Raw genomic sequence first — 17,114 nt, forward strand, 5'->3', positions numbered from 1 at the left:
CGGCTGGCGGCCGTCGCCTATTCCCTGCCTGCCGGGCTTTCACCCGCGCTCACCCGGCAGAGCCGACTCTGGCCGCGCGTAGCTCTGGCCGCGATGGGCGTTATCGAACTGGTGCTGGCCGCGGCACGGGGCAACACCGGCCGCATGGCGGAACCTGCGTTTCACGAGGGGCCGGTCAGTGCTGGGTTCCCGCTCACCGAGGTTGTCGCCTGGTCGAGCGCGGCCGGCCTGGCGATGCTGATCACCGCGATACGGCCTAGCCTTGGTACGGGCCTGGCCACGCTACTGGCGGCGTGCACCTCAGTGCTTGCCGTCCTTCTCGTCATCGGCGGTACTACGGGTGCTGCGACGTTCACCCTCCTCATCAGCTACCTGCCGATCGTCGCTGGCGCGGTTCTGGCAACCCAGGTGAGCCATCGCCCCCAGACCGCCTTAAGCAGGGTTGCTACCGCTCCGTCGCTGGCCGATATCCTGTTGCCAGACAAAGCCCGGCGTGGACGCAGGCGTGGGCATCTACACTCCGCTGACAACCCCGCCGCCTAAGCCTCCGGGTTCACATTCACCGGCGCATGTCCGGGACGAGAGGCGATAATGCGGACGGTATCGGGCACGGCAGCCACTTTTCGCGGCATCCACGTGTTGATCATCGGATACGTCACGGCGCTAGCAGGTTTGGTCGGCTACGCGCTCATCACACGTGATCGCCACTTCGCCGCCGCCGGAAACTCCTTTCCCGGCAATGCGACCAGTATCGCCGCCCTAACGGGCTATTTCACGGCAACCCTGTCCGGGATGGTCGTGCTCGGCTTACTCATCTACATCGTGGTGACCGCCCGCCCAGACAGTCGCGGGTTGATCGACGTGGACACATTTCGCGTACACGTCATCACCGAGCGCGTCGCGGCGCTGTGGGCGCTCACCGCTGTGGCGATGATCCCCTTGCAGGCGGCAAACACCAATGGGATCCCTGTATTGCGGCTGCTCGATTCGGGGGCGTTCTTCGACGCCCTCGGTGCCACCGAGACCGCGCGCGGTTGGGTAATCGTCGCCGCGTTCGCCGGCTTGATCGCACTGGCACTGCGCAGGACGGTCCGTTGGCTGGGCCACACCATGGTGCTGATCCCCGCACTGATCGCAGTCGTTGCCCTACCCGTGACCGGCAACGCCGGTCAGGGACCTAACCACGACTACTCGACCAGCGCCATGATCGTCTTCGTACCGGCCGTGGCGGTCGTCATTGGGATGAAGATGGGCGCGGCCCTGACGCCCCTCGCCCCTCTGGCCCGTCGGCGCGCCCTGCTGATCAGCTGGATTACCGGCGGGATCGCTATCCTTTACGGACTGGTGCTGCTGGCATTCCTGTTGGGTCCGACCACGCCGACTCAATCGGACTTCGGGATGCTGGCACTGCTTGCCGCCGGAGCCCTGGCCACTGTGTGGGTCGGAGACGTCATCGCCCTCCGCACGCGCAAAACTCCGACGGACCGCGCCGCAGTCATCGGTGCGCTGATCATGCTCGTTGTCGTCGCGGCCATATCGGCCATGGAGATCCAGGTGGCGCCGGCTCTGCTGGCCCGTCGCCTCAGCGCATGGGACGTTTTCTTGGGCTACGAACTGCCCGGATCGCCAACCGTGTTGCGCCTGTTGGCCTTCTGGCGCTTCGATCTGTTCATCGGCGCTGGGGCTATCGTGCTCGCCGGCCTGTACATCGCTGGTGCCACGCATCTGCGACGCAGAGGTGACGCATGGCCAATGGGACGGACCACGGCGTGGCTGCTGGGCTGCATGATCCTGGTATTCGTCACCAGCTCCGGGGTCGGCGCCTACGGCGCGGCGATGTTCAGCGTCCACATGAGCCAGCACATGGTTCTCAACATGCTCGTACCAGTGCTCCTGGTTCTCGGGGCACCGGCCACGCTCATGCTGCGAACGCTGCCGAAGGCGGAACCCGGCCAACTGCCACGCCCCCGGGACTGGCTATTGCTTCTGCTGCATTCCTGGCCGACACGGTGGCTCTCACACCCGGCAATAGCGTTCACTCTGTTCGTGGGTTCGCTCTACGTGGTCTACTTCACGCCGCTGCTCGACACCCTCCTTCGGTACCACTGGGGCCACCAGTTCATGGCTGTGCATTTCATCCTCACCGGCTACCTGTTCTTCTGGGGCATTATCGGTACTGATCCCGGACCACGACGCCTTCCGTTTCTCGGCCGACTCGGCTTGCTCTTCGCTGTCATGCCGTTCCACGCGTTCTTCGGTATCGCTCTCATGACCTCCGCGATCGCACTGGGCGCACGGTTCTACTCCAAGCTTCAGATTCCATGGCTGCCCGACTTGATCGCCGATCAACATCTGGGGGGCGCTATCGCTTGGGGCTCAAGCGAGTTGCCGGTGATCATCGTCATTGTCGCTCTGATCACCCTTTGGGCAAGACAAGACCGCCGCGACGCCGCGCGCAGTGACCGGCACGCCGGCGCGGACTACGCCACCGATGAACTCGACGCCTATAACGCCATGCTGCGAGAGCTCGCCCGAACGCGCCGCTAGATCAAAAGTGCCTCGAACCGCACAGGCGGGCCCGCGCATCCTGCGGTCAGTCGCGAACCGAAACCCAATCAGTCCCTGCCGACATTGCGCAGCCGGAGACTGTTGGAAACGACGAAAAACGATGAGAACGCCATCGCGGCACTGGCCACAAGTGGATTGAGCAAGCCTGCAGCGGCAATGGGGATGGCGGCGACGTTGTAGCCAAACGCCCAGAGCATGTTGATCCGGATGGTCCGCAACGTCGCCAGAGAGAGATCGAGCGCCTGAGGAACGGAGTCCAGATTCTCCCGTACCAAGATGATGTCCGCAGCGCCCAGGGCCACGTCGGTGCCACGTCCGATTGCCAAGCCCAAGTCCGCCGATACCAGGGCCGGACCATCATTGATGCCGTCGCCGACCATCGCCACGACCCGGCCCCGCTCCCGCAGCTGCTCGATGATGTCGACCTTGCCTTCGGGTAGAACCTCGGCGACGACTTCATCGATCCCGACCTGGGCCGCGACGGTGCCTGCGGCCGTGGAGTTATCACCGGTGAGCAGTATCGTGCGCAGCCCGCGTCGGTGCAGCCCTGCGATGGCGTTCGCCGCCGATTCCTTGACCGCGTCGGCCACCGCAACCGCTCCGGCGACTACGCCATCGAGGGCCACGAACACGACTGTGTCGCCGTCACTCTCGTGGTCACGCCGAAAGTACGACAAGTCTTTCGGAACATCGCCGCTGGGGGACACCCATGAGGGGCGACCCACCTGGACACATTGGCCGTCGACGATCCCGGTCACCCCCCTACCGGCGAAGGAGACGAAATCATCGACCTGCCGGCGCTCCGCGGTGGCCGAAAGTATGGCGGTACCCACCGCGTGCTCAGACGCTGCCTCCACGGCAGCCGCCAGCGCAACCACCTCGTCCCGGGTTCTACCCTGGGCCACCCAGACAGCGGTAACCGCCAGTTTGCCGGTCGTCAGTGTCCCGGTCTTGTCGAAGATGACGGTGTCCACCGCGCGAATGGTCTCTAGCGCCCGATGCCCCTTGAGGAAGATGCCAAGCTGTGCACCGCGCCCGGAGGCCACCATCATCGCGGTCGGAGTTGCGAGCCCCAAGGCACAGGGGCAGGCGATCACCAGCACGGCCAGAGCGGCAGAGAATGCATGGTCCATTCCGGCTCCGGCCAACCACCAACTGACGGCAGTCGCCGCGGCGATCGCGAACACGACGGGGACGAAGACCGAGGCGATTCGGTCTGCCAATCGCTGCGCGTTGGCCTTCTGAGCTTGGGCGGCCTCCACCAAGCGGACCATCCCAGCAAAGTGGGTGTCGGCTCCCACCGCCGCGGCTTCGACGATCAGACGGCCGTCCAACACCACCGTGCCACCGATGACGCTGTCGCCGGGCTGCACACGTGTCGGCTTGGATTCGCCGGTCATGGCGCTCATGTCCACTGCCGCTGCGCCCTCTGCCACCAAACCGTCGGCGGCAATGGTCTCTCCCGGCCGCACCACAAAACGCTGCTGCTCCTTGAGCTGGATCGCTGGAATGGAGATCTCGGTTGCGTCCTCGAGAAGCACCGAAACACTCTTCGCACTCAGAGCTGCCAAGGCACGCAGTGCATCACCGGCCTGAGATTTCGCTCGGGCCTCAAAATATCTGCCCGCCAACACAAAGACTGTTACACCGGCAGCGACTTCCAGGTAGATGGGGTCGCTGGCCATCAATGCTTGCCAAATTCCGCTGGTCTGGCGAGGTGGACCTTTAACGGCGAAGATCGTGATGAGAGACCACACAGTGGCTGCACTGATGCCCACCGAAATCAGAGATTCCATCGACGCGGCGCCGTGTCGCGCATTGCGCAGCGCGACGACGTGGAAAGGCCAGGCGGCCCAGGTAACGATCGGGGCTGCCAGGGCAGTCAGCAGCCACGCCCACCCCGTAAACCGGGTGTCCGGTACCACTGCGAACATCACCGACAGGTCAGCAAGCGGAACGAACAGAACCGCCGCGACCAGTAGCCGCATCAGCAGGCTCTTGGCCCGCGCCGCATCCGGATCGTCTTCACCGAAGTCGGGGCCCGATCTCGGCTCCGCCGCATAGCCGGCGCTGCGCACCACCTCACACAGAGTTTCCGCGCTGACGGTCGCGGGCGCATCGACGGTCGCGACTCGGGTCGCGAAATTCACTGACGCCGCAACCCCGTCGAGTCTGTTGAGCTTGTTCTGCACACGTGCGGCACACGCACCACAAGACATGCCTGACACATCGAGCTCGACGCGGTGCTGTTTGGCGACATTGACGTCGCCGGCCTCTTGTAACGTCATTTCGTTCCTTGCTTGCCGTACTCGCAGGTGCGAGCCCGCCAGACCGGTCCGGTCAGCCCGATCAACGCTACTCCCGCAGCAATCGCGATTGCCGACGGTGTCAGGCCAGCCGGGTGATCTCCACGATCACGTCCAAGTCCGCTGCCTCACCGCCGATGTAGGTGCCTTTCAACGGGGTCACATCCGAATAATCCCGACCCAGCCCTACAGAAACATGCCGTTCGGTGATCGGGACGTCGTTGGTCGGGTCATACCCCGACCACGCCCCGGTCCACGCTTCGATCCACGCGTGGCTCTCCCCCTCGACCGTCTCCCCGATCGCGCCGTCGGCCTTGGGGTGCAGGTATCCCGAGACGTAACGCGAGGGGATCCCCACGCTGCGCAACAACACCAAAGTGAGGTGTGCGTAGTCCTGGCAGACGCCCTTCTTCTCCGTCCAGGCATCGATCGCCGAGCTGTGCACCCCGGTGGTACCGGGCACGTAGTCCATTTCCGAATAGACCCACGAGCACACCGCCTGTACCGCCTCGCGAGGCTGCAGCCCCTTGACCAGCCTTCGGGCGGTGGCGGCCAATGTGCGGTTGCGGGGAACGTACGCGGTGTAGGTGAGAAATTCGTAGAATCTGTCGATCACGTACTCGCCGGCCAGGTCGTTCCAGTCCACCGGCTCGACATCGTCGGGATAGACGTCGGGCTCGGTCTCCACCACCGACGTGCCGGACACCTCGAGTTCCTCGTGTGGAGCGTGCAGATCGAACGCCGTCACGGCGGTTCCCCAGTAGTCGACGTACCGGTAGGACCGCGTCGCAGGGACGGTCTCCACCCGACTGGAGATCACGTTCTGCCGGCTTCCGCTGCGCGGAGTGATGCGCGCCTCGTTGTACGACGAGGTGACCGGCGCGTTGTAGGCGAACCCGGTCGAGTGCACCACCCTCATTCGCCAGCTCACCGGTCTCCCTCCGCAATCAACTGGCCGTCGTAATCGCGGCCTCCGCTCGCCCCGGCGCCCGCCCAGGACAGGTACGGGGTCACATGGAAGTACTGTTGCGTCACCGCCTCGGTGACGTCCTTGCAGGTCTCCTGCAGCCCGGTCAGGCGATCATGCAGGTCTTCCAACAGCAGTCCCGGCGGCATGAACTCCAGGGCGCTGCGCGCCCGGCCGATCAGGCGCTGAGCTTCGGCCCGGGCCCCCACCCGGCTGTCGTTACGACTGTCGAGCGCCATCAGGCACTGTTCGGCAAGCGTGATCGCATGGAATACCGAACGGGGAAAAAGCCTGTCCAGCAGCATGAATTCCACCACCCTGTTCGCGTCGAGTGCGCCGCGATAGGTGCGCAGATAGGTGTCATGAGCGCCCGCCGATCGCAACACCGTGACCCAGGCCGGCGACCCGGATCGATCGCCGGCACGCGAGAGCAGCATTCGGACGGTCATGTCGACTCGCTCGACGGACCGTCCCAGCAGCAGGAAGCGGTATCCGTCGTCGCGGCTCATGGTGGCGTCGGCCAGTCCGGCGAACATCGCCGACCGATTCTTCACGTACGACAGGTACTCATAGGGTCCCAGCCGACGGGCAGCCCGTTCGGCTTCACTCAGGCCATTGAAGGTGGTGTTCAGGCACTCCCACATCTCACTGGATGTGACTTCCCTTGCACCACGGGCATTTTCACGCGCGCGGGCAATACTGTCGGCAATCGATCCCGAGCCGGCACCGGCGTACGCGACACGCTCCGTCAACGTCCATACGTTCTGGGCCTGCCCGATTTCGGGTGGTTCGAGTCCCAACACCTGCATCACCAGACGGCAGGTGCGGTCGGGATCCACCGTGGCGTCTTCGAGCAGCTGGTGCACCGCCACATCAAGGATGCGGGCGGTGTCGTCGGCCCGCTCGACGTAGCGGCCGATCCAGAACAACGATTCGGCATTGCGGGCCAGCATCATCGGCAATCACCACCGTCAGCTTGCTGTTGCTGTTGCTGTTGCTGTTGCAGCAGGTCGGTTCCGGGCAGCCCCGGGCCCTGATCGGCGGCGTTGTCGGTCGGCAGGTCTTGGTGGCGCACCAGCTGATCACCGGACAACTCGTGCTCCTTGTCCGCCCTGCGTGGCGCCAGCACCCAGGTGTCCTTGGAGCCACCGCCCTGGCTCGAGTTGACCACCATGGAACCCTCCGTCAGCGCCACCCGAGTCAGGCCGCCGGGCAGTACCCAGACGTCCTCACCGTCGTTGACCGCGAACGGCCGCAGGTCGACATGCCTGGGGGCCAGGCGATCTCCCACCTTGGTGGGGACGGTGGACAGCTGCACCACCGGCTGCGCGATCCAGTCCCGCGGACTTGCCTTGATCTTCTTGGCCAGCGCGTTGAGTTCCTTTCGGGTCGCCTGCGGACCGAACACGATTCCATACCCGCCCGATCCCTCGACGGGCTTGACCACCAATTCCTCAATACGGTCCAGGACTTCATCGCATTCTTCGTCCAGCCAGCAGCGCAGCGTATCGACGTTGGACAGAATCGGTTTTTCGCCCAGGTAGTACCTGATGATCTGAGGAACGTAGGTGTAGATGAGCTTGTCGTCACCCACCCCATTGCCCACCGCACTACTGATCACCACATTGCCCGCGCGGGCCGCGTTGACCAGTCCGGGCACACCGAGCACCGAATCGGACCGGAATTGCAGCGGGTCCAGATACTCGTCGTCGATACGGCGGTAGATGACGTCGACGCGCTGCTCACCCTCAGTGGTGCTCATGTACACGATGTTGTCCCGGCAGAACAGGTCTCGTCCCTCGACCAACTCCACGCCCATCTGACGGGCCAGCAGTGAATGCTCGAAATAGGCCGAGTTGGACGCACCCGGAGTCATCACCGCCACCGTCGGGTCGGCCTCGTTGGACGCCGCAGCCGCCCGCAAAGCCCGCAACAGATGGCTGGCGTAGTCGCCGACCTGTCGCACCCGGTGCGAGGCGAACAGGTCTGGAAAGACCCGCGCCATGGTGCGACGGTTCTCCATCACATAGGACACACCAGACGGAGAGCGCAGATTGTCCTCGAGCACGCGGAACTCGCCCTGGTCGTCACGCACCAGATCGATTCCGGCGACATGGATGCGAACCCCGTTGGGCGGCTTGATGCCGGCAGCCTGACGGTGGAAATGGGCGCACGAGGTGACCAGCCGCTTAGGCACCACGCCATCGCGCAGGATCTCCTGGTCGTCATAGATGTCGGCCAGAAAGCGCTCCAGGGCTCGCACCCGCTGCGCGATACCGCGCTCCAGCTTGGCCCACTCGCTGGCCGAAATCACCCGTGGCACAAGGTCAAGCGGAAAGGGTCGCTCCTGGCCCGACAGTGAGAAGGTGACACCCTGCTCGATGAATGCCCGCCCCAGTGCATCAACTCGGGCCTGCAGTTCCTCGTTGTCGGCGGGCGCCAGCGCTTTATGGATGCCCCGATAGGCGACCCGGGCGTTGCCGTTGTTGTCGAACATCTCGTCGAAGCTGTCGCCATAGCTGCCGCCGGCCCGCTGATAGTCCGAGAAGATCGATTTACCCACACGGGCCCGTCCACTTCGCGTTGATGCTGGCACAGCCTTCACACCTACCGATCCTGCTACAGATCCGCTACCGGGGCAGCCCGGAGCTCTGACCGCGGCATCGTTGGCGTGTCGCACGATCCTATCGGCACGCTGTCGATCAGCTCAGTCAGGGTTTGCCCGGCGACAGCAAACGCGTCGACGAATCGGTTGCGCCGAGGCGAAAATCGGCGCTCAGCCCTGATAAACGCGCGGGTCCAAAGTGCCGATGTAGGGCAGGTCGCGGTAGCGCTCGGCGTAGTCCAGGCCGTAGCCGACCACGAAGTCGTTCGGGATGTCGAAGCCCACGTAGGCGATGTCGACGTCGGCGCCCAGCGCGTCGGGTTTGCGCAGCAGGGTGCACACGCGCAGTGACCGGGGCCGTCGGGTCGCCAGGTTGCGCAGCAGCCACGACAGGGTCAGCCCGGAGTCGACGACATCCTCAACGATCAACACGTCGCGGTCGCTGATGTCGCGGTCGAGGTCTTTGAGGATGCGGACCACCCCCGACGACGACGTCGACGAACCGTAAGAACTGACCGCCATGAACTCGAACTGCGTTGGCAACGGGATGGCCCGGGCAAGGTCGGTCACAAACAGCACCGCGCCCTTGAGCACGGTGATCAGCACCAGGTCGCCACACTCGGCGCTGCTGTCGGCGTACTCGGCGGCGATCTGCGCAGCGAGTTCGGCCGTGCGGGTCTGGATCTGCTCCTCGGTCAGCAAGACCGATTTGATGTCACCCGCATACAACTCGGGTTTTTCCCCCGGCAAGATCGCAGCCACCAGCACAGCGTGCCATGCCCGCCACGCGACAACCAACTGCAGCCGGCAATTGCCGCCCGACGCTCAGACCGGCTCGGCACGCAACTGCAACAGCCCCTCGCCGCGGACCACGAACAGCCGGTGTCCGGCCAGGTCAGAGGCGACCGCCACCCCGCCCTGCCCACGCCATGCGGTGACCAGCCGGTCCACCGCGCGAATCTGCAGGTCGCTCAGATCACGCCCGCCGCCGGTGAGTAGCCAACTCCGGATCACGGCACGGCGCACCGGTCCCGGCAACACCACCAGGGCGCCAACCTCCAACGGCGCGTCCCCGGCCGGTCCCGGCAGCGCCTGCTCGGCGAGTACATCGATCAGTTCGGTGTTTTCGCGCAGGGAGGTCGCGGTGCGGGCCAGGGCTTCGGCCACCCCGCCGCCCAATACGTCTTCGAGCAACGGCAGCACCTCGGTGCGAAGGCGCACCCGAGTGAATCTGCGGTCGTTGTTGTGCGGGTCGAGCCACGCCGTCAACCCGAGCTCGACGCAGGCCTGCCCGGTACGGGCACGTCGCACCCCCAGCAGCGGCCGGCACCACGGCGGGTCGTAGGGCCGCATACCGGCCATTGAGCGGGCCCCGGAACCCCGGCCGAGTCCCAGCAGCACCGTCTCGGCTTGGTCGTCGAGCGTATGGCCCAGTAGCACCGGCTGCCCGTCGCGGGCATCGGTCAACGCGGCGTAGCGGGCGGCGCGGGCCGCCGCCTCCGGACCGCCCGCAGCGCCGACGGTCACCGGAATAACCCGCGCATCAACGCATCCCAGTTCCACTGCCTGACGACGTGCAGCGTCGGCCACCTGGGCCGAACCGGCCTGTAGGCCGTGATCGACGATCAGTGCCGTCGTCGGCCGCAAGCGGGCAGCGACGGCGGTCAGCGCCAGCGAGTCCGGCCCACCGGACAGCGCGACCGCCCAGGTTCCCTCCGACGCCAGGTACTGCCCGGCGAACGCTCCCAGCGCGGTCCGCAGCTGGGCTACAGCACCCGGTCGATCCACTTTTGCGGCTCTTCGATCTCGGCGGGCAGCGGCAGGGTCTGCGGGCCCGACCACACCGCGTTGAACCGGTCCATTCCGACGCGCTCGACAACGGCGTCGACGAAGGCCTTGCCTCGGGTGTATTGGCTCAGCTTGGCATCGAGACCCAGTAAGGCCCGCACCAGGCGCTGCAGGGGCGGTTGGCTGCGCTGGCGACGTTCCTCAAACCGACTCCGAATGGTCTCCACCGAGGGCACCGCCAGTGGCCCGACCGCGTCCATCACGTGATCGGCGTGGCCTTCCAGCAGGGTGCCCAGCATCAGCAGCTGGTCCAGCGCGGTGCGCTGCTCCTCGGACTGCACCGCCCGCACCAGCCCCAGGATCCCCGACGGACCCGGCGCCTCGCTGTCGTCACCGCGGCCCCGCAGATGGTCGGCCAGCCGTCCCACCACCTGGTTGAGATCCGGGCCGCTGGAGCTGGTCAGGACCGCCAGCGCCTCCGCCATATAGCCCGTCAGCCACCGATTGACAGTGAACTGCACACGATGCGTCACCTCATGCAGGCATACCCAGAGCCGGAAGTCCGCCGGGGTCACCTGCAGCTGTCGCTCGACGGCAACCACATTGGGGTAGACCAACAGCAGCTGGCCTGCGCCGGTGGTGCTGTCGACGCAGAACGGGTCGTATTGGCCGAGGATCGCCGAGGAGACGAACGCCAAGACGGCACCGGTCTGCGCCCCGGTCAGACGGCTGCTGAGGAACCCCGCGGGCTGCTCAGAGCCGCCCATCATCACCCGCATCGATTCGGCAGCGGCAGCGATCCACTGGCGGCGGTCGATGACTCGGGCGTCGGGGACCGGGCCGTCGTCGCCGAGGCCGGTGACCTCGCGCACCAGGGGTTCGGCCGCGCGGGCACTGGTGTGCAGTTCCTCGACGACCTGGCGGCGGGTGTAGTCGGTCATCGCCGGCGCGGGGCGCGCCAGCCAGCCACCGACTGTCGCGGCGAACCCGAAGTCCACCCCGCTCCCGACGTCGGATTCGCTCATCGGCACCCGCAGGTTCGCAGCACAGCGGCCAACGCATCGATGGCGGTGCGACCGGTGGGACCGGCGTCGTTGGAGATGAACGCAAACGTCAGCACCCGCTGGTCGCGGTCGGTGACGATGCCGGCCAATGCGTTGGTGCGGGTCAGCGAGCCGGTCTTGGCCCGTAGCCAGCCCGCGGCACCACGCCCGGTCTTGGGGTTGAGGAATCGCTCGGAGAGCGTGCCACTGCCGCCGGCAACCGGCAGCATGTCCAGCAGCGGACGCAGCTCGGGCAAGTCCGGCCCGGCGGCCGCCTGCACCACCGACTCGAGCGTCCGCGCCGACAAACGGTCGTCGACCGACAAGCCGCTGGCGTCCTGCAGGGCGGCCCCGCTGACCGCGATGTGCGCGGTGGCCAGGCGGTTGGTCACCGCATCGACGGCACCGGCGAACGACCGTGGCCGGCCCATGGCCGCGGCGACCTCGCGGGCGATGGACTCGGCCATGACGTTGTCGGAGGCATTCATCATCTCGCCGAGGCGGACCACCAGCGGTGCCGAGCGGACCGCACCAAGCTCACGGCCGGTGACTGACGACGACACGATGCTCACCTGGTCGGGATCGACTCCCAGCTCCGCAGCCAGGGCCTTACCGGCGTCCAACGCCGGTGTCGTCGACCGCCGAGATTCGACGGTGGTCGGCTGCACACGGCCACCGTCGACCATCACCGCCTCGATCGGGGCGATGTCGCCGCCTTCGATGTCGGCGGCGTCCCAGCCCTGGGCCATCGTCGGGCCGGTGAACGCCGACACGTCGACCTGGACCTCAGAGACCTCCACCCCACTGCGCCGAACCTGGTCGGCGAGGTCGCCGATGCGTGCAGCCTCGCGGTACCAGGTGTCCTGACCGACCTCAGCCGTGGACAGGGTCGGATCGCCGTCGCCCACCAGCACCACCACCCCGGGCTGATCACTCGCCGTCACCCGCGTGGTAACCCGGGTACTGGGGTCCAGCGCCAGCAGGGCGGCGGCGGCGGTGAGCACCTTGTTGGTCGAGGCCGGCTGCATCGGCAGGTCTTCCTGCTGTGTCCACAGGACCTTGCCGGTCAACGCGTCGGTGATCCGGCCGGCGAGACGGCCCAGGTTCGGGTCGGCCAACGCCGGGGCGAGGGCCGCGGCCAGTGCGCTGCCCACCGGAACGGAGGCATCATCGGAGACCGGCACCACACCGGGCTTGACGGTCGCAACCGGGGCCGGCGACACGACGCGCGCCCCAGCGCCGGATTCGTCGGGGAGGACAACCACCGCCACGACCACCACCGCGGCGGCCAACGCCAGTACCGCACCAGCGATGCCCAGATGGGCGCCGCTGTGTCGCCACCGAGTGGGTTGCATGTCCTGTCCTCCCCTGTCAGCCGCAATTGTGCCGGACGGGCGCATTCCGGGCGTCAATCCGGGCCGCTCTAGACTGTCCCCGTGCAATTCGACGTGACCATCGAAATCCCCAAGGGCCAGCGCAACAAGTACGAGGTCGACCACGCCACCGGGCGGGTCAAGCTCGACCGCTACCTCTACACACCGATGGGCTACCCCACGGACTACGGCTTCATCGAGGACACCCTTGGCGAGGACGGCGACCCGCTGGACGCCATGGTGCTGCTGCCACAGTCGGTGTTCCCGGGTGTCTTGGTCGAGGCGCGTCCGGTCGGGATGTTCCAGATGACCGACGAGGCCGGCGGCGACGCCAAGGTGCTGTGTGTGCCGGCCGGCGACCACCGGTGGGATCACATCCAGGACATCAGCGACGTCCCCGCCTATGAGCTGGACGCGATCAAGCACTTCTTCGTGCACTACAAGGACCTGGAGCCGGGCAAGTTCGTCAAGGCCGCCGACTGGGTGGACCGTGCCGAAGCCGAAGCCGAGATTGCCCGGTCGATCGACCGGTTCAAGGCCACCGGTCACTGAGTTAATCGTGCGGCTGCCGGTCTTCGCGCTGGGCTGAGGCGGACCCCCGAGTCCGGTACAGGCTGGCCGCAGTGGTCAGTGCCAACACGCCGGCCACCACTCCTAGGCTGATCGGGGTGGGTATTTCCGGGACATCGAGCGGGCGCCCGGAGTTGATGAACCCTAGGTCGTTGGTGTGCAGCGCGTGCAGCACCATTCGTACTCCGATGAATCCCAGGATGACCGCGAGTCCCTGGGACAGGTAGACGAATCGGCCCAGCAGCTTGCCCAGGATGAAGTACAGCTGGCGCAGTCCCATCAGCGCGAACACGTTGGCGGTGAACACCAGGTAGGGCTGACGGGTCAGTCCGTAGATGGCCGGAATCGAGTCCATCGCGAACACCACGTCGGTGGTGCCCAGCGCCAGACCCACCAGGAACATCGGGGTGATAGCCCAGGAACCGCTGCCGTCCCGGACGAAGAACCGCACGCCTGACCAGCGGTCGGTGGCGTTGAAGTGGGTGCGGGCAAACCGCACCAGGAAGTTGTTGCCGCCCTCCCCCTCGCCCTCTCCGGTGGGGTCTTCGTGGCGCAGCAGTTTGATCGCGGTGTAGGCCATGAACGCACCGAACACGTAAAACGTCCACGACAAGCGCTGGACCGCGACTCCACCCAGGGCGATGAACACCGCGCGGAATGACAGCGCCATGACGATCCCGACGAACAGCGCCTCCTGCCGGTATTTCTTGGGCACGTTGAAGCTGTTCATGATGATCACGAACACGAACAGGTTGTCGACCGACAGGCTGTATTCGGTCAACCACCCCGCGAAGAACTGCATGCCGTATTTGGGGCCGTGATAGGACCAGACCCAGATGCCGAACGCCACCGCCAGGCTGAGATAGAACGTCAGCCATCCGGCGATCTCGCGGAAGGAGGGCTCGCGGACCCGGCGGCCGATGATGAGCAGGTCGAATCCGAGTACCGCAGCCAGCCCGGCGAAGGTCAGCAGCCATTCCAACAGCGACGGGTCCAACGATGGGCCTCCGGTCGTCGAGTCAGTTCAGCGGGCTGCCCGACGGTACCCCGTCGCCCGCTTAGTATTTTCGCCGTGGTGACCGATGTGGGTGGTACCGGATCCCCCGGGTTTCCCCGCGGGCTGGCCAGTGGCCCGGTTGCCCGGGCCAGCATGGCCCGGGTGGGCACTGCGACCCTGCTCAGCGCGCTCTGTGGCTACGCGGTGCTCTACCTGGCCGCCCGTGACCTGGATCCGGCCGGTTTCTCGGTGTTCGGCGTGTTCTGGGGCGCGTTCGGATTGGTCAACGGTGCCGCCAACGGCCTGCTGCAGGAGACCACCCGCGAAGTCCGCTTCGCCCAGGATGCCGGGTCAGACCCCGCATCCACCCCGCATACCCGCCCCCTGCGGGTGGCCGGTCTGACCGGGCTGGCGGCGGCCGGGGTGCTCGCCGCCAGTTCCCCCCTGTGGAGCGGCCACGTGTTCGTTGAGGCGCGCTGGCTGTCGGTGGTGTTGCTCTGCTTCGGGCTGGCCAATTTCGCGGTACACGCCGCGCTGCTGGGCATGCTGGCCGGGGCCAACCGGTGGACGCAGTACGGCGCGCTGATGGTGACCGATGCGAGCATGCGGGTGGCCGTGGCCACCGCGACCTTCGTGATCGGCTGGGGCCTGGTCGGGTTCTTGTGGGCAACCGTGGCCGGCGCATTGGCCTGGCTGTTGCTGCTGGCTGCCTCCCCGGCGGCCCGCTCGACCGCCCGACTGCTCACCCCGGTGCGGACAGTCCAGTTCCTCCGTGGCGCGGCGCATTCGATCACCGCCGCCGGGGCCAGCGCGATACTGGTGATGGGTTTTCCGGTGCTGCTGCAGGCCACCTACGGCGAGCTGGGCGCCGCGGGCGGTGTGGTGATCCTGGCGGTGACGGTGACCCGGGCACCGCTACTGGTGCCACTGACCGCCATGCAGGGCAATCTGATCGCGCACTTCGTCGACCAGCGCGGTCGCCGGCTGCGGGCGCTGGGCACCCCGGCGGCCGCCGTCGCCGCGCTGGGGACGGTGGGCGCCGTGGCGGCGGGCCTGCTGGGCCCGTGGCTGCTGCGCACGGTGTTCGGCCCGGACTACCGAGCCGAGGGTCTGCTGTTGGCCGGACTGACCACGGCGGCCACCGCGATCGCCTTGCTGACGCTGACCGGCGCCGCGACGGTCGCCGCCGCGCTGCATCGTGCCTACGCGCTGGGCTGGGTGGGCGCCACGGTGGTCTCCACCCTGCTCCTGCTGCTCCCGTTGGAACTGCCGACCAGAACCGTGGTGGCCCTGATGTGTGGCCCGCTCGTGGGTATCGCGGTGCATCTGACAGCGTTGCGCACCGATTCGTAGTCGCATCGAGCGTGTACTTTCTAGAACATCGACACCCGCTACCCCGATGTCTGGATCATCGTTCCGGCGTTCAACGAGGCGACCGTCATCGGTGACGTGATCGCCGGGATCCGTTCGGTATTCGACTCGGTGGTCTGCGTGGACGACGGCAGCTCTGATGACACCGCTGCCCTGGCCCGAGCGGCGGGGGCCTACGTGGTGCGTCATCCGGTCAATCTCGGTCAAGGCGCGGCGATCCAGACCGGGGTCGAGTTCGCCCGCCATCGGCCCGCTGCGCGCCTGTTCGCCACCTTCGACGCTGACGGCCAGCACCGGGTTGCCGACCTGGTGCGCATGATCGATCGTCTTGACACCGACGACCTCGACATCGTCATCGGCACTCGATTCGGCACCCCCGCGGCCACCGCGTCGGTACCGGTGCTCAAACGCCTGGTGCTGCGGGCCGCGGTGGGTCTGAACCCACGGATTCGCCGCCTCGGACTCTCGGACGCCCACAACGGCCTGCGGGTGTTCAACCACCGGGTAGCCGACCGTCTCGACCTCACCATGAACGGGATGAGCCATGCCGGGGAGTTCATCGCCCTGATCGCCGAAAACCGCTGGCGGGTGGGAGAAGAGCCAGTCGAAGTGCTCTACACCGAGTACTCCAAGGCCAAGGGGCAGCCGCTGCTCAACGGGGTCAACATCTTGTTCGACGGGTTGCTGCGCAAGCGGATGTCCCGATGAGCGACGGTGCCGGAATGAAGAGGGGCCTTCGTTGAACTGGATCAAAGTCCTCCTGATCGCGGCGGTTTTAGCGCTGCTGATCTACCTGCTGTTGTCCCGGGGCTCGGCCCAGTCGAGGGCCTGGGTGAAGGTCGGCTACCTGGTGTTCGTGGTGGCCGGTATCTATGCGGTGCTGCGCCCCGACGACACCACCGTCGTGGCCAACTGGCTCGGGGTGCGTCGCGGCACCGATCTGATGCTGTACGTGCTGGTCATGGTGTTCGCATTCACCACGCTGAGCACCTATATGCGATTCCGCGACCTGGAACTGCGCTATGCCCGGCTGGCGAGGGTGATCGCACTGGCGCACGCCCAACCCCCTGAAACCGGCGGTTCAGCGAGGCTCGACGCAGGAGAGCCGAAGCTGGAACCGCCGCATGAACCGGGCGGTTCAGCGAGGCTCGACGCAGGAGAGCCGAAGCTGGAACCGCCGCATGAACCGGGCGGTTCAGCGAGGCTCGACGCAGGAGAGCCGAAGCTGGAACCGCCGCATGAACCGGGCGGTTCAGCGACGCTGGAACCACAGTAATTCGGCAACAGTTGTCCCAGCGGTAACAGCGGGTTTGCCGCTCGGCCCCTTCGAACCTGCACCGTGTTAGTTATGAGGGCCACCGAAGTCCTGGCAGAACCCCTGGCCGACGTGACAGGGGCACTGCTGACAGTTCCGATGATTGAGTTGTATGCGCTGGCCTGGCGTGCCGGCCTGCTTGAGGCTCGACTTCCCGCATCCAAGCGGACCCTCGCGCCGGTGCCGGTGCGTCAGCCGGCGTAACGAGTCG

Annotated in this window: 15 protein-coding genes and 1 pseudogene; 7 read left to right on the forward strand and 9 right to left on the reverse strand. The window is 66.4% G+C overall.

Going from position 1 to position 17,114, the window contains the following annotated elements:
* Window positions 1-93: 93 nt before the first annotated feature.
* Both G6N09_RS19885 and G6N09_RS06465 read left to right on the forward strand, forming a co-directional pair.
* Window positions 94-543, forward strand: coding sequence for a hypothetical protein (locus G6N09_RS19885; protein WP_234807016.1), 450 nt, complete (start codon window positions 94-96; stop codon window positions 541-543).
* A gap of 48 nt (window positions 544-591) precedes the next feature.
* Complete coding sequence (locus G6N09_RS06465; protein WP_083026026.1) at window positions 592-2,547, forward strand: cytochrome c oxidase assembly protein; 1,956 nt, start codon at window positions 592-594, stop codon at window positions 2,545-2,547.
* 68 nt (window positions 2,548-2,615) lie between these two features.
* Here the strand turns inward: G6N09_RS06465 and G6N09_RS06470 are convergent, their stop codons facing one another.
* The 8 genes from G6N09_RS06470 to dacB form a co-directional block, all read right to left on the reverse strand.
* Window positions 2,616-4,856: a heavy metal translocating P-type ATPase gene (locus tag G6N09_RS06470; protein ID WP_083026028.1), complete on the reverse strand. Its 2,241-nt coding sequence runs from the start codon at window positions 4,854-4,856 to the stop codon at window positions 2,616-2,618.
* 100 nt (window positions 4,857-4,956) lie between these two features.
* On the reverse strand, window positions 4,957-5,805 hold the full coding sequence (locus G6N09_RS06475; protein WP_083026030.1) for a transglutaminase family protein: 849 nt from the start codon (window positions 5,803-5,805) through the stop codon (window positions 4,957-4,959).
* Complete coding sequence (locus G6N09_RS06480; protein ID WP_109558928.1) at window positions 5,802-6,794, reverse strand: alpha-E domain-containing protein; 993 nt, start codon at window positions 6,792-6,794, stop codon at window positions 5,802-5,804. The genes G6N09_RS06475 and G6N09_RS06480 overlap by 4 nt, the downstream gene beginning before the upstream one ends.
* Window positions 6,794-8,338 carry a circularly permuted type 2 ATP-grasp protein gene (locus tag G6N09_RS06485; protein WP_083026149.1) on the reverse strand — a complete coding sequence of 515 codons (1,545 nt, stop codon included), beginning with the start codon at window positions 8,336-8,338 and terminating at the stop codon, window positions 6,794-6,796. Before G6N09_RS06485 ends, G6N09_RS06480 begins: the two co-directional genes overlap by 1 nt.
* A gap of 279 nt (window positions 8,339-8,617) precedes the next feature.
* Window positions 8,618-9,244, reverse strand: coding sequence for a hypoxanthine phosphoribosyltransferase (hpt, locus tag G6N09_RS06490; protein WP_083026034.1), 627 nt, complete (start codon window positions 9,242-9,244; stop codon window positions 8,618-8,620).
* 27 nt (window positions 9,245-9,271) lie between these two features.
* On the reverse strand, window positions 9,272-10,234 hold the full coding sequence (gene tilS / locus G6N09_RS06495; RefSeq protein ID WP_083026037.1) for a tRNA lysidine(34) synthetase TilS: 963 nt from the start codon (window positions 10,232-10,234) through the stop codon (window positions 9,272-9,274).
* Window positions 10,213-11,259: an Rv3626c family coenzyme F420 biosynthesis-associated protein gene (locus G6N09_RS06500; RefSeq protein WP_083026151.1), complete on the reverse strand. Its 1,047-nt coding sequence runs from the start codon at window positions 11,257-11,259 to the stop codon at window positions 10,213-10,215. The genes tilS and G6N09_RS06500 overlap by 22 nt, the downstream gene beginning before the upstream one ends.
* Window positions 11,256-12,632 carry a D-alanyl-D-alanine carboxypeptidase/D-alanyl-D-alanine endopeptidase gene (gene dacB / locus G6N09_RS06505; protein ID WP_083026039.1) on the reverse strand — a complete coding sequence of 459 codons (1,377 nt, stop codon included), beginning with the start codon at window positions 12,630-12,632 and terminating at the stop codon, window positions 11,256-11,258. The genes G6N09_RS06500 and dacB overlap by 4 nt, the downstream gene beginning before the upstream one ends.
* A gap of 81 nt (window positions 12,633-12,713) precedes the next feature.
* On the opposite strand from dacB, the gene G6N09_RS06510 reads away from it, so the two are divergent.
* Window positions 12,714-13,202, forward strand: coding sequence for an inorganic diphosphatase (locus G6N09_RS06510; RefSeq protein ID WP_083026041.1), 489 nt, complete (start codon window positions 12,714-12,716; stop codon window positions 13,200-13,202).
* Between the two features lies 1 nt (window position 13,203).
* Here G6N09_RS06510 and G6N09_RS06515 read toward each other — a convergent pair whose 3' ends face one another.
* Window positions 13,204-14,217: a TerC family protein gene (locus G6N09_RS06515; RefSeq protein WP_083026043.1), complete on the reverse strand. Its 1,014-nt coding sequence runs from the start codon at window positions 14,215-14,217 to the stop codon at window positions 13,204-13,206.
* Window positions 14,218-14,370: 153 nt separating this feature from the next.
* Between G6N09_RS06515 and G6N09_RS06520 the strand changes: the two genes are divergently transcribed.
* The 4 genes and pseudogenes from G6N09_RS06520 (at window position 14,371) to G6N09_RS19480 (ending at window position 17,107) form a co-directional block, all read left to right on the forward strand.
* On the forward strand, window positions 14,371-15,570 hold the full coding sequence (locus tag G6N09_RS06520; RefSeq protein WP_083026152.1) for a polysaccharide biosynthesis protein: 1,200 nt from the start codon (window positions 14,371-14,373) through the stop codon (window positions 15,568-15,570).
* Window positions 15,571-15,597: 27 nt separating this feature from the next.
* Window positions 15,598-16,296, forward strand: coding sequence for a polyprenyl-phospho-N-acetylgalactosaminyl synthase PpgS (locus G6N09_RS06525; RefSeq protein WP_083026045.1), 699 nt, complete (start codon window positions 15,598-15,600; stop codon window positions 16,294-16,296).
* A gap of 31 nt (window positions 16,297-16,327) precedes the next feature.
* A pseudogene (locus G6N09_RS06530) lies at window positions 16,328-16,660 on the forward strand (DUF2304 domain-containing protein); the annotation flags it as partial.
* A 276-nt stretch (window positions 16,661-16,936) separates the two neighbouring features.
* Complete coding sequence (locus tag G6N09_RS19480; protein ID WP_165756586.1) at window positions 16,937-17,107, forward strand: Rv1535 domain-containing protein; 171 nt, start codon at window positions 16,937-16,939, stop codon at window positions 17,105-17,107.
* The last annotated feature ends 7 nt before the right edge of the window (window positions 17,108-17,114 follow it).

Origin of the sequence: Mycolicibacter minnesotensis (assembly GCF_010731755.1) — a bacterium.
GTDB classification, from domain to species: domain Bacteria; phylum Actinomycetota; class Actinomycetes; order Mycobacteriales; family Mycobacteriaceae; genus Mycobacterium; species Mycobacterium minnesotense.

Excerpts from the sequence above, each read along its gene's own strand:
- G6N09_RS06520 (WP_083026152.1), top strand. The coding sequence starts at position 14,371 with ATGGCCCGGGTGGGCACTGCGACCCTGCTCAGCGCGCTCTGTGGCTAC.
- dacB (WP_083026039.1), bottom strand. The coding sequence starts at position 12,632 with ATGCAACCCACTCGGTGGCGACACAGCGGCGCCCATCTGGGCATCGCT.
- G6N09_RS19480 (WP_165756586.1), top strand. The coding sequence starts at position 16,937 with ATGAGGGCCACCGAAGTCCTGGCAGAACCCCTGGCCGACGTGACAGGG.
- G6N09_RS06500 (WP_083026151.1), bottom strand. The coding sequence starts at position 11,259 with ATGAGCGAATCCGACGTCGGGAGCGGGGTGGACTTCGGGTTCGCCGCG.
- G6N09_RS06480 (WP_109558928.1), bottom strand. The coding sequence starts at position 6,794 with ATGCTGGCCCGCAATGCCGAATCGTTGTTCTGGATCGGCCGCTACGTC.
- G6N09_RS19885 (WP_234807016.1), top strand. The coding sequence starts at position 94 with ATGGGCGTTATCGAACTGGTGCTGGCCGCGGCACGGGGCAACACCGGC.
- G6N09_RS06465 (WP_083026026.1), top strand. The coding sequence starts at position 592 with ATGCGGACGGTATCGGGCACGGCAGCCACTTTTCGCGGCATCCACGTG.
- G6N09_RS06485 (WP_083026149.1), bottom strand. The coding sequence starts at position 8,338 with ATGTTCGACAACAACGGCAACGCCCGGGTCGCCTATCGGGGCATCCAT.
- G6N09_RS06470 (WP_083026028.1), bottom strand. The coding sequence starts at position 4,856 with ATGACGTTACAAGAGGCCGGCGACGTCAATGTCGCCAAACAGCACCGC.